Below are 12,036 nucleotides of genomic sequence, written 5' to 3'. Positions count from 1 at the left end.
TCGGGTGGGCCTGGTTGCCTGTGATTCCCAGTGTAGGTCGGTTGCGTCGGCATGCATGGTGCCGTTCCCGCGGGTGGGCGGCGGCGTGTCCCTATGCTTGTGTAACTGACATTTTGGGGTGTCGTCAGATTTTTCGTAGGAGGTCGGCGGTGTGGATCGCGGCGATCATTGCGTCGCGGCCTTTGTTTTCGGTTGCGCCTTCCACGCCTGAGCGGGCGATCGCTTGTGCGTGGGTGTCGCAGGTGAGGACGCCGTTGCCGATGGGTGTGCCGGTGTCGAGGGTGATGCGGGTGAGGCCTGCGGTGACGGCGTCGCAGACGTAGTCGAAGTGGGGTGTCCCGCCGCGGATGACGCATCCGAGGGCGACGACGGCGTCCACTTTGGTGGCGAGGGACTGGGCGACCACGGGTATTTCCAGGGCGCCGACGACGACGTATGCGCGGGCGGTCGCCCCGGTTTCAGCGGCGGCTGCCAGTGCTTCTTCCTGGAGTTTGCCCGTGATGTCTTCGTTCCAGCGGGAGGTGACGATGGCTACGGTGAGTCCTGTCCCGTCCGGGACGCCGATTTCGGGTAGTCCTGCTCCACTCATTGTTTCTCCTTGTCGGGTTGGGCTGTGCGGTTGATGTAGGTGTCGAGCCAGGGCAGTTCGTGGCCCATGCGGTCGCGTTTGGTCTGCAGGTATTTCGCGTTGTCGTCGGTGACGTCGACGGGTACGGGGATTCGGCGGGCGAGTCGGAGTCCGTAGCCGCCGAGTCCGCTGCGTTTGGTGGGGTTGTTGGTCAGCAGGGCCATCGAGCGGACGCCGAGGTCCCGCAGGATCTGGGCGCCGGTGCCGTAGTCGCGGGCGTCGGTGGGGAGGCCGAGGGCGAGGTTGGCGTCGACGGTGTCGGCTCCGGAGTCCTGGAGTTGGTAGGCCTCGAGTTTGTGCAGCAGTCCGATGCCGCGTCCTTCGTGTCCCCGCATGTAGAGCAGGATGCCGCGGCCGGCTTCCTGGATCATCCGCATGGAGGTGTGGAGTTGTTGTCCGCAGTCGCAGCGCCGGGAGCCGAAGACGTCTCCGGTGAGGCATTCGGAGTGGACGCGGATGAGGACGTCTTCTCCCCCGTTGTCGTCGATGTTCCCGGTGACCAGGGCGACGTGTTCGATTCCGTCGATGAGGCTGCGGTATCCGTGGGCCGTGAATTCGCCGAATTCGGTGGGCATCCGGGTGACGGCGACTTTCTCGACGAGGATTTCGTTGCGGCGCCGGTATTCGATCAACTGCTCGATGGAGATCAGTGCGAGGTCGTGGTTGTCGCAGAATTCCCGTAGTTCGGGGGTCCGTGCCATGCCGGTCGGGTCTTTTTCGGATACGACTTCGCAGAGCACACCGGCGGGGTGTAGCCCGGCGAGTCGGGCGAGGTCCACTGCGGCTTCGGTGTGTCCGGCGCGGGTGAGTACTCCCCCATCGCGTGCGCGGAGGGGGACGACGTGGCCGGGTCGGGTGAAGTCTGCTCTGGTGGTGTCGGGGTCCGCTAATCGACGGATGGTGCGTGCGCGGTCGGTGGCGGAGATCCCGGTGGTTCCGGTCGCGGCGTCCACGGTGACGGTGTAGGCGGTGCCGCGGGCGTCTTCGTTTCGGGCGACCATGGGTGGTAGTCCGAGGCGGTCACAGTCGGGTCCGGTGAGTGCGGCGCAGACGTAGCCGGAGGAGTAGCGGACCATGAAGGCCAGTAGTTCCGGGGTTGCGCGGTCGGCGGCGAAGATGATGTCGCCTTCGTTCTCCCGGTCTTCATCGTCCACAACGACGACTGCTTTACCCGCGCGAATATCCGAGATAGCGCGTTCAACGGTGTCGAATCCGGTCATTGTTTCGGTTCCTCACAGCGGATCAGCTTCTCGACGTATTTGGCCAGCACGTCGACCTCCAGGTTGACGATGGCACCGGGGGTGAGCCTGCCGAGGATGGTGCCGTCCAGGGTGGTGGGGATGAGGCTGACCTCGAAATAGTCTTCGCCGACGGCGGAGACGGTGAGGGAGGTGCCGTCGACGGCGATGGAGCCTTTCTCCACCACGTAGCGAGCGATCTGTGCAGGCAGGGAGATGCGGACAACCTCCCAGCGTTCGCCGGGTGTGCGGCTGAGGAGTTCGCCGGTGGCGTCGACGTGTCCCTGGACGATGTGCCCGCCGAGGCGGCCGGTGACGGCGAGCGCGCGTTCGAGATTGACGGTATCGCCGGGTTCGAGGGATCCGAGTGAGGAACGGCGGAGAGTTTCCGGCATGACGTCGGCGCTGAATCCGTTGCCGTTGAGTTGTGCGACGGTCAGGCACACTCCGTTGACGGCGATGGAGTCGCCTTCAGCAGCATCGTTGACAACGTCCGTGCATCTGACTGAGAGCCGGATGACATCGCCGTCGGGCGTAATTCCCGCGATGTGGCCGAGCTCCTCGATGATCCCTGTAAACATGGTCACCAGCGTAACCCCGCCGCGCTTGGATCAGTCGTCTGCCCCTCGTACGGCCCGGATCAGCACGTCATCGCCCAGACGGTCTACCCGGATGGTCCGGAAGCGGGTGATCTCCGCGATGGTGTTCTCCACGCCGGTGTCAACGGTCGTGGTTCCCGCCCCGAGCACGGCTGGTGCGATGTAGGACTCGATGGCGTCAACCAGGTCCGCACGGAGGAATGCACCGGCGAGTCGCGGCCCGCCCTCGATGAGCACGTCCATGATTCCGCGTTCCGTGAGAGCGGCGACAACCTCCGTGAGGTCTCTGGTCGGCAGGTGAAGAAAACGTTTTCCACCTGCGCGGATCGCGGCGTCCTGCGGTACGTCACTGCGCCCGACGACGACGCGGAGCGGCTGGTTTCCGAGCGGTGTGCCGTCGGCGCCGCGAGCGGTCAGGCGGGGATCATCGGTGTGGACGGTGCCGGTGCCGACGATGATCGCGTCGCGCCGCGAGCGATCAACGTGCACCCGCCGCCGGGCCGCTGGGCCGGTAATCCACTGCGAGGTACCGTCGGTGGCGGCCGCGCGGCCGTCGACGGTCGCCGCCGTCTTCAGCGTGATGTGGGGGCGCCCCGTGGCCTGTACATGCAGCCAGGGCCGGAGCGCCGCGTTCGCCGTAGCTTCGGCGAGAAGTCCACGGGTGACGTCCAGACCCCGCGACGCTAGCCAGTCCGCACCGCCCGCAGCGATGGGGTTCGGGTCGGCGACCGCGAAGGTCAGCGCTGTGACACCGGCCTGGACGAGGGCGCCGGTACACGGCGGTGTCCGTCCCTGATGGTGGCACGGTTCGAGGGTGACCACGGCGTGCCCACCGCTGGCCCAGTCGCCGGCGGCGGCGAGCGCCTGCGCCTCCGCATGGGGGCCGCCAGCGGGCTCGGTGGCTGCAACCGCACGGGGTACCCCCGCGGTGTCGAGGATCACGCAGCCCACGGGCGGGTTGGGCCGGGTGGTACCACGAGCCCGCTCGGCCGCGTCGCCCGCGATGCGCATCGCGTGCTCCACAGAGATGGGGTGGTCTGGCAGCAGGTCGGTGAAGAGTGGCATGATGAGACTGCCTTCCTGCGGTGATTTCTCACCGCACAGTGCCGTGTCAGTGAATGCGACGCCTGCGTCCCTGGGGACACTGCCAGGCACCCATCGACGACCCGTTCGGGTGACCACGGTCAGGGGTAAAAAGAAAGCAGGCCGGAGGTTTTATTCTCCAGCCTGCTTAAATGGTGCGCCATCAGGGACTCGAACCCCGAACCCGCTGATTAAGAGTCAGCTGCTCTGCCAATTGAGCTAATGGCGCTTGCCGTTCCTCGAGGGAGTAAGACCCCCTCGGCAACGAAAGGAATATTACAAGTGGTCGGTATGATTGTAAAATCGCCTGTTCAGGAACCACTTCTACATATCGGGCCCGGTTCCTGCTGTCGCTGATCCCCCAGGGAAATGACCATGCCCCCTCCGACCACAAATGGGGATAGTCTGCGAGGTCAAGACTTGGAAACAGTCGGCGCGGAAGTCCCCACTCATTACCCCGCCCGAACGTAAACTGGAAGCACGATAACCCTGCGGACATCACCACAGGTCGAACGATGCGCACACTCGCTTTGACCCGACCGATATGCCACGCAGAGACGTAAACTAATATGGAGAACAATGACCTTCGGACAGCACGCGCCACGGGCCGGGATACTTCCCAGCTTTCTAACTGCCGTCGCCGTCGCCGGACTTCTCGCCGGTTGCACGATTGACAGTGGAAACAACACCACCGGGAACAAATCCAGTAGTCCAACGGATGCGACAACCACACCTGCAGAACCCCTGAAACCCGCAGTGAGCATCCCCGACGGTTCCACAGACGTCAATCCGAGGGAACCGGTCACCGTCAAAGCGCTCGAGGGAACCCTGGAGAAGGTCGTGATGACCAACCAGGATGGCTACGAGGTCGAGGCGATACTCTCCGATGACGGCACAACCTGGGAGACCTCCGAGGTTCTGGGCTACTACCGCACGTACACGATCACCGCCACCGGATCCAACGGGACGGAGCGCACGACCACGTTCAGCACCCCACAACCTGCGCAGACCGCGTCGGTGGCTCTGGCACCGCTTGAGGGATCCACGGTCGGAATCGGGCAGACCATCGCGTTCCGCTTCGGCATGAACGTCCCGGACAGACAGGCCGCCGAAGACGCCATCGAGATCACGACCAATCCCCCGGTGGAGGGCGCCTTCTACTGGCTGAATAACCATGAGGTGCGGTGGCGGCCGGAGGAATTCTGGGGCCCAGGTACAGAGGTCACAGTCAAGGCCGACATCTACGGCAAAGACCTCGGCGGCGGAATCTGGGGAGACTCGGACAATGCCACGAATTTCACGATCGGTGATTCGGTTATCGCGTACGCCGACGACAACACGAAACAACTGAAGGTGACCAAGAACGGTGAGGTCCTCAGATCCATTCCGATCTCCATGGGATCACCCCGTTTCCCCACCCCGAACGGCACCTACATCATCGGCGATCAGTTCCCCGACCTCGTGATGGATTCCTCCACATACGGCACGCCGGTGGATCATCCCGACGGCTATCGCACGAACGTGAAGTACGCGACGCAGATGAGCTACTCCGGCATCTATGTTCACGCCGCCCCCTGGTCCGTATGGGCCCAGGGGAGCCAGAACGTGTCCCATGGGTGCTTGAACGTGTCGACGGACAATGCACAGTGGTTCCAGAACACCGTCAAGCGTGGCGATGTCGTGATCGTCAGCAACACGCAGGGCGCTCCCCTGTCCGGCTGGGACGGTCTTGGCGACTGGAACATCCCCTGGGAAACCTGGAAAGCCGGAAACACCGACGAGAATCAGTAGGCACTCCACCGTTGAATAAGGTGGGGCCACCCCGAGAACCGGGGTGGCCCCACCTTATTCACATATCCAGGCGAGATTCTAGGAGAGACGCTCGGAGAGCATGCGCTGAAGCTCCTTGAGGTCGCTGCTCCGCTTCCGGGAGCGGTAGACCCCGAAAGCCACAGCGAGGACAACGGCACCGGCGACGCCGGCGAGGATCTTCTGAACCTTCGGATCATTCAGCTTGTCGGTCGCGGAACGCTTAGCGTCACCCACGATGTTCTCCGGACGGCTGCGCTCGGCGAGCTGGTCCAGAGTGGATGCGAACTGCCGACGGGTGCGGTCCAGCTCGCGCTGGATGTCTTCGATGTCACGTGCCACGGATGAACTCCCGGTTTAAATTGTGGTGGTCAGACTTACGATGCCTCCAACGGTAGTTCATGGGAGGGGTGAAGCGCACCTGGGCCACCAGGAATCGCCAACTGACTGTGTCAGTGCACAAGGACGAATCCCGTCTCAACGCCCTCATCAGCGCCGGGTAAGGTGAGATTCATGCCTGTGCCCTCATCATCCCCCGCACGTACGTCATCCACTCCCCGACGGTTGAAACCCGGTGATCCGGCACCGGCGCTCACGCTTCCGGACCACAGCGGGACGATGGTCTCACTCAAGGATTTCCTCGGGCAACGAGTACTCGTCTATTTCTACCCGAAGGCGGGAACCCCGGGGTGTACGAAGGAGGCGTGTGATTTCCGGGATAATCTGTCCGATTTCTCCCACGCCGGGATCACCGTTCTTGGCGTCTCCCCCGACTCCCCCGACAGTCTCGCCGCGTTCCGGGAGGATGAGGGCCTGACGTTCACTCTCCTCTCCGACGAGTCGAAGGAGACGATGGCGGAGTGGGGCGCGTGGGGAGAAAAGAAGAACTACGGTCGTATCGTGCAGGGGGTCATCCGCTCCACGATCATCATTGACACTGACGGCACGGTAGAATCCGCGCAATACAACGTTCGCGCCACCGGCCACGTCGCCCGAGTCCTCCGGGATCTGTGATCGGACTATCCCGATGACACCTCGTGCCTCCACTCCGCCGAACGACCAGAACTCCACGGAGATACTCGTTCCTCGTCGACGCCCCGCACAGCAGCGTTCACGCGACAGGTTCGATCGCATCCTCACTGCGGCGCGGAGCGTTCTCGTGGATGTCGGGTTCGAGTCCTTTACCTTCGATGAGGTTGCGCGCCGCGCCGAGGTGCCCATCGGTACGCTCTACCAATTCTTCGCCAACAAGTATGTCCTCATCTGCGAACTAGACCGCCAGGACACTGCCGGAGTCGTCGCCGAGTTGGACACCTTCGCGCATCAGGTTCCCGCGCTCCAGTGGCCCGAGTTCCTTGATGAGTTCATCGAGCATGTGTCGAAACTCTGGCACGATGACCCCTCCCGCAGGGCGGTGTGGCACGCCATCCAGTCAACACCAGCGACCCGCGCCACTGCAGCGGCCACTGAGTCCGAGGTCCTCGACATCATCGCCGAAGCCATGCGCCCATTGGCGAGCCATGCAAGTGATGAACAGCGCCGCGAACTCGCCGCGATCCTCGTCCACACAGCCAGCTCACTACTGAACTTCGCCGTCCGCGACCCCGGTATCGAAGACAGTCGCTTCGACTACACCGTACGAGAAATCAAGCGGATGCTGGTGGCGTACCTGTTCTCGGTGGCGCAGGGTTAACACTAAGCACAGACCCACAAACCGACGACTTTCGGGAGGGCGAGCTCACCGCTGCCCAACAGGAGCTGGCTTATCCGCTTACATTGGGCGAAACCCGGATGAAACGTGATCCTTAAAGAAGCGCGGCAAGAATCAAACCTGCGGCAACCATCTCTACGATCGACACCAGGACTTCTCCAATCCTCAGTAGAGACCGTTTCATACCACGCTCACGCTCCTGTCTTTAGGTTTGGGCACGAACTACCCGATCGCACCCAGAAGCGAGCTTATAAAATTAACCCTTGTAACGCCATTTATTCGGATCTCTCGGGCAGATGCGGAGATCCACCATAGCTGGAAGGTTACCCGACAGAAAGGCATGGGAAACATCAACTGCCGTTACAGACACCGGCAAAGAACCGGACTGCTATGCGGGTAGCAGTCCCGCCGCCACTACGACGGCCCTGTTCATGACCATTTCGGACTCGATAGGCGACAAACAGCCCAGACAGGCCTGGTGGCATCGGAGGTGATAGGCCCACTCGACCCGACCCATCCCCCCGAACCACGCGATAACAGGTGAGAACACGCCAGAAACTCCCGGCTGAAGAAAATTGATACCTCTACACTGTAAACAACGTCGCCACAGATCACGACGGCGTTGTCGAGCATCTGGACGGCCAGCTGCGACTTCATCCTCGGGTCGATTGAGTACCCCACGATCCGCCACGAATGAACATCCCTTGATCACACAGAGACAGAACTTGCCCTCGACGGTCATGCACCTGGTGATGTCGGTCAACCACAGCTCGATCAGCTGTACCCACAGCGAACACACGCCCGGGGCCGGACCATACTCACCACCTACAACACAGAGAGCATCTGTGCACTGGCGGGGCCAGACCTGCAAGCCTTGTACTCCGTCTAGGCTACCCAGACACGCTGAACCAACCACTGCTCGACACAATCCGGCCACGCGATTCGGTCCGACATCGCCTCACCGTTGTCACAGGCCCCGTCGGCAGGCAAGGAGCCGGCGCCCGAACCCAGAGGTCGTCCCGGTGGGCATCGAACAACACATTCGTGCACTACGCCCCCACCACTTCGCTCAGGGGTAATGGAGCTTGGCCAGCCACCGGTAGCAGGGCTAGCCGGGGAGTTTGAGCACCCGAGACCTCCGCCGTCGCAGGGATCCCTGCAGTGGCGAGCCCACTCACGAGCCGGGAATCTATTCCCGGCGGGTTCGCCTGTGACAGACATCCCACCGCCCGACGTTAAACCTAGTTGTCCTGCTCGAGCAACAGGATACGCGGCCAGGCTTCACGCAGCTCGGCCGTGTCGGTCCGAGCCTGTCAGGGATTGGTGCGCTCGCCGATACCGATACGACACATCCACTTCTGCAGTGTCCTCGGGTAAACACCGAAGTCTCTAGTGTTTTACCCGATCATCACTCCGAGCTCGTGGTTCCTCGCCACGCACAAAACATCGTCACAGAAACTCACTCGAGCCAGGCTTAGACACAGCAACATCCTCCCGGCCCCACCCCCACGAGCAGGCCAGACCAGATGCCACCTACCCCTACAGCAGTCCCAACTAGCACCATGAACAGCCAACCCCATGAATGTACTGCCCACCGATGAGCTTTAACACGTCTCCACGGCAGTGGTGCACCGATCACACAAGCCTTCTCCCCGGACCATGCTGCACAAGTCGATCCACCACGTTGACATCAAAGACTTCAACCGACCCCGATTGGATCTTAGATAAGTCAAGCAAGCTGCTCCCCCACACACGTTACAATAGGAACCAGCTCGCCAAAGCAAGGAAACGAGGTCTAACGCAACGACCTTCCACTGAAAAACAGACCTGCCGCCACGCTTCTTAATCCCACCCGTAAAGAAGCTCGCCAAGAGCGAGATTACCACCAATAGCCACCCAGCAGCCCTTTACCGGGCAGCATGCCGCGCCCCTTCAGTAGTTAATTCATCAGGTCATATCATCTGAACGAGTACAGAGATACCACATAGGCACCCTCTTCGGGCGCTTTTGGAGCACCCCCAAGTTCGTATCAAACCCCTTTTCCATCCAAGGCGATACCAACGCAAAGACAATACCCCCTCCGTCAGCGATTCTGAAGCAATTAGCTGACAGCATTAAAACTTCACACGCGACAAACCGTCAGACCCCAGAGAGACTGATGTTCGATGAATTTTAACGAAACAAACACTCACCACTAGTCCATACCTAACCCAGACCGCCACACATCGGACCAGTGAACACAGCGCCCCACTACCACAAGACCGCGGACACACCATACGAGCAGATAATGGATCAGGGATCTTACAAATAGGGGGAACCGATTGAAAACCCACGAGTTTCAGGTATGACGCGATGACACGGTGACGTGAAGCATGGCACACGCAGACGTTAGGCGCTTGCCGACTCCAAAATCATAACCTTCACCGAATACATCCATGGTTCTTCCAGTAACTGCAGCCGCGACCATCACGTGAATCAAGTAAAGCCCTCCGGCGGACTATCCGGCTACATACACTTCAACTAACCAATGTCACAACTTTCACCACCCCAGACAACCGCCCATGCTTAACTTATGCAGTTAATCCCTATTATCCTTACACAGAAGACAGACCCTTGAAAAAGCACATAATAATGACACAACCCCCTTAACGATTTAACATGAATTACAACCATTAAAGGGATAATTTCCCACTAGATAAAGCAATAGGAACAACCAATCGAAAACTATAATTACGCCCATTTAGGACACCACGGACCAAAAGTTGACCCAATTTCAAACGTTCTTTATAATGGTAAACGAAGCGTAAAGCCTTGTAGCTGGGGTTCATTTCTCGCTAACCCTGATGCGCTTCACGAAATGAACCCCCGAGACCTATGCCTCCGGGGTTCATTTCTCATTACCCCTGATATACTTCACGCCGTAGTCTGCGGTGATGTCGTAGTGCTGGGGTTCATTTCTCATTACCCCTGATATACTTCCTATGGGGATGTGGGGTTTGCGGCGAACAGCTGGGGTTCATTTCTCATTACCCCTGATATACTTCACCCAGGCGGAACGGTGCGATTCTACCGGCTGGGGTTCATTTCTCATTACCCCTGATATACTTCCAACAGGGCACGGATGCTGACGATCCTCGCTGGGGTTCATTTCTCATTACCCCTGATATACTTCCCGACTCGCGGCGCTTCTGCTGCTCACGGCTGGGGTTCATTTCTCATTACCCCTGATATACTTCACCGGTGTGATGGAGGAAGGCACGAGCAGCTGGGGTTCATTTCTCATTACCCCTGATATACTTCACGTCACGGCGGAAATCACCGTGGATTTGCTGGGGTTCATTTCTCATTACCCCTGATATACTTCTACGACGAGGACACCGAGGACTACACCCGCTGGGGTTCATTTCTCATTACCCCTGATATACTTCACTGGCGTATCACCGTGAGCGATGGAAGGCTGGGGTTCATTTCTCATTACCCCTGATATACTTCTCGCCACCTATGTATCTAACGTGACGCTGCTGGGGTTCATTTCTCATTACCCCTGATATACTTCATGCCAGCTCGTGATCGTCCCCATCCCGGCTGGGGTTCATTTCTCATTACCCCTGATATACTTCCGGTGCCGTCGCCAAGTCTGCGTAGAGCGCTGGGGTTCATTTCTCATTACCCCTGATATACTTCGATCGAGAAGTGCTTCGTGTCACGACGTGCTGGGGTTCATTTCTCATTACCCCTGATATACTTCCGAATCAGGATGTAATCGCATCGGAATCGCTGGGGTTCATTTCTCATTACCCCTGATATACTTCCGGCGAACATGTGGTGTGAAATCATGTGGCTGGGGTTCATTTCTCATTACCCCTGATATACTTCACCGCTATCGCGGTCAGGCTGAGAGGGAGCTGGGGTTCATTTCTCATTACCCCTGATATACTTCCCGGTCGGGAGTGTGAGCCCTTCGTCCAGCTGGGGTTCATTTCTCATTACCCCTGATATACTTCCGGTCAGGTATCCGACCGCCTGCCATCCGCTGGGGTTCATTTCTCATTACCCCTGATATACTTCCAGGACGGCGGAAAGGAACCCAAGATGAGCTGGGGTTCATTTCTCATTACCCCTGATATACTTCGGAGAATGGGCAACTGACTGACGTGGATGCTGGGGTTCATTTCTCATTACCCCTGATATACTTCAGCTAGGAGAGTTCGCGCGCGTGCTTGGGCTGGGGTTCATTTCTCATTACCCCTGATATACTTCACGCACCACCTTGAAACCGGGGTAGGTTGCTGGGGTTCATTTCTCATTACCCCTGATATACTTCTCCGTGCTCGTCATGTTCGTGCACGTAGGCTGGGGTTCATTTCTCATTACCCCTGATATACTTCCCCTCAATCAGTCCGTGACTGGCTTTAGGCTGGGGTTCATTTCTCATTACCCCTGATATACTTCAAAACACATGACACACAGACTGAGGGTGGCTGGGGTTCATTTCTCATTACCCCTGATATACTTCGCGCACATCGCCGCACGCTCACCGTTAGGCTGGGGTTCATTTCTCATTACCCCTGATATACTTCCACGACGATTCGCAGGTCACGCTGGTATGCTGGGGTTCATTTCTCATTACCCCTGATATACTTCCGCCAGCTCATTGATTATGCACTGCTCCGCTGGGGTTCATTTCTCATTACCCCTGATATACTTCTCGACGTTCGTCAGGCCGGAGGCCGGTGGCTGGGGTTCATTTCTCATTACCCCTGATATACTTCCCAGATGGGGGTGTTCACCTACAACCACGCTGGGGTTCATTTCTCATTACCCCTGATATACTTCGTCAAACAGGACAGCGCATGGCTAACCGGCTGGGGTTCATTTCTCATTACCCCTGATATACTTCAAAGCCATGCTGGACGGCGAATCTCTGCGCTGGGGTTCATTTCTCATTACCCCTGATATACTTCTAAA

At 59.0% G+C, this 12,036-nt stretch carries 9 protein-coding genes, 1 tRNA gene and 1 CRISPR repeat array (1 of these 11 running past the window's edge); of the genes, 3 read left to right on the top strand and 7 right to left on the bottom strand.

All coding sequences use genetic code 11. The features are described 5' to 3' along the window. Positions 1-124 precede the first annotated feature (124 nt). The 5 genes from ribH to JDV76_RS10680 form a co-directional block, all read right to left on the bottom strand. Positions 125-589 carry a 6,7-dimethyl-8-ribityllumazine synthase gene (gene ribH / locus JDV76_RS10700; RefSeq protein ID WP_198736887.1) on the bottom strand — a complete coding sequence of 155 codons (465 nt, stop codon included), beginning with the start codon at positions 587-589 and terminating at the stop codon, positions 125-127. Then, a complete protein-coding gene (locus JDV76_RS10695; RefSeq protein WP_198736886.1) occupies positions 586-1,848 on the bottom strand; it encodes a bifunctional 3,4-dihydroxy-2-butanone-4-phosphate synthase/GTP cyclohydrolase II in 1,263 nt (420 codons plus the stop codon). The genes ribH and JDV76_RS10695 overlap by 4 nt, the downstream gene beginning before the upstream one ends. Continuing rightward, positions 1,845-2,447 carry a riboflavin synthase gene (locus JDV76_RS10690; protein ID WP_198736885.1) on the bottom strand — a complete coding sequence of 201 codons (603 nt, stop codon included), beginning with the start codon at positions 2,445-2,447 and terminating at the stop codon, positions 1,845-1,847. Before JDV76_RS10690 ends, JDV76_RS10695 begins: the two co-directional genes overlap by 4 nt. 30 nt (positions 2,448-2,477) lie before the next feature. Continuing rightward, the gene (ribD, locus tag JDV76_RS10685; protein ID WP_198736884.1) at positions 2,478-3,530 is read right to left on the bottom strand and encodes a bifunctional diaminohydroxyphosphoribosylaminopyrimidine deaminase/5-amino-6-(5-phosphoribosylamino)uracil reductase RibD; all 1,053 of its coding nucleotides are present in this window, start codon (positions 3,528-3,530) and stop codon (positions 2,478-2,480) included. Positions 3,531-3,701: 171 nt separating this feature from the next. Next, positions 3,702-3,777, bottom strand: a tRNA-Lys gene (locus JDV76_RS10680). 350 nt (positions 3,778-4,127) lie between these two features. Here JDV76_RS10680 and JDV76_RS10675 point away from each other — a divergent pair. Then, a complete protein-coding gene (locus JDV76_RS10675) occupies positions 4,128-5,339 on the top strand; it encodes a L,D-transpeptidase (RefSeq protein WP_198736883.1) in 1,212 nt (403 codons plus the stop codon). A 78-nt stretch (positions 5,340-5,417) separates the two neighbouring features. Here JDV76_RS10675 and JDV76_RS10670 read toward each other — a convergent pair whose 3' ends face one another. Beyond that, positions 5,418-5,699: a DUF3618 domain-containing protein gene (locus JDV76_RS10670; protein WP_198736882.1), complete on the bottom strand. Its 282-nt coding sequence runs from the start codon at positions 5,697-5,699 to the stop codon at positions 5,418-5,420. A gap of 110 nt (positions 5,700-5,809) precedes the next feature. Continuing rightward, positions 5,810-5,989 (bottom strand): hypothetical protein, encoded by a 180-nt coding sequence (locus JDV76_RS12695; RefSeq protein ID WP_232959386.1) that lies wholly within the window; start codon positions 5,987-5,989, stop codon positions 5,810-5,812. Here JDV76_RS12695 and bcp point away from each other — a divergent pair. Together bcp and JDV76_RS10660 are read left to right on the top strand one after the other, a co-directional pair. After that, on the top strand, positions 5,922-6,371 hold the full coding sequence (gene bcp, locus JDV76_RS10665; protein ID WP_232959340.1) for a thioredoxin-dependent thiol peroxidase: 450 nt from the start codon (positions 5,922-5,924) through the stop codon (positions 6,369-6,371). The genes JDV76_RS12695 and bcp overlap by 68 nt on opposite strands. A 13-nt stretch (positions 6,372-6,384) precedes the next feature. Beyond that, positions 6,385-7,050, top strand: a complete 666-nt coding sequence (locus tag JDV76_RS10660; protein ID WP_198736880.1) for a TetR/AcrR family transcriptional regulator — start codon at positions 6,385-6,387, stop codon at positions 7,048-7,050. 2,834 nt (positions 7,051-9,884) lie between these two features. After that, positions 9,885-12,036: direct repeats of the CRISPR family, unit length 36 nt; unit sequence GCTGGGGTTCATTTCTCATTACCCCTGATATACTTC (it continues 2,749 nt past the right edge of the window).

The organism is Corynebacterium marambiense (genome assembly GCF_016342275.1).
In the GTDB taxonomy this organism is placed as follows: domain Bacteria; phylum Actinomycetota; class Actinomycetes; order Mycobacteriales; family Mycobacteriaceae; genus Corynebacterium; species Corynebacterium marambiense.
Note: the sequence above shows the minus strand (reverse complement) of the source record. Positions and strands in the feature narration are given on the sequence as shown.

Bases quoted from the DNA above. Each gene is read 5' to 3' on its own strand.
- JDV76_RS10695 (WP_198736886.1), bottom strand. From the start codon at position 1,848: ATGACCGGATTCGACACCGTTGAACGCGCTATCTCGGATATTCGCGCG.
- JDV76_RS10660 (WP_198736880.1), top strand. From the start codon at position 6,385: ATGACACCTCGTGCCTCCACTCCGCCGAACGACCAGAACTCCACGGAG.
- JDV76_RS10675 (WP_198736883.1), top strand. From the start codon at position 4,128: ATGACCTTCGGACAGCACGCGCCACGGGCCGGGATACTTCCCAGCTTT.
- JDV76_RS10690 (WP_198736885.1), bottom strand. From the start codon at position 2,447: ATGTTTACAGGGATCATCGAGGAGCTCGGCCACATCGCGGGAATTACG.
- ribH (WP_198736887.1), bottom strand. From the start codon at position 589: ATGAGTGGAGCAGGACTACCCGAAATCGGCGTCCCGGACGGGACAGGA.
- ribD (WP_198736884.1), bottom strand. From the start codon at position 3,530: ATGCCACTCTTCACCGACCTGCTGCCAGACCACCCCATCTCTGTGGAG.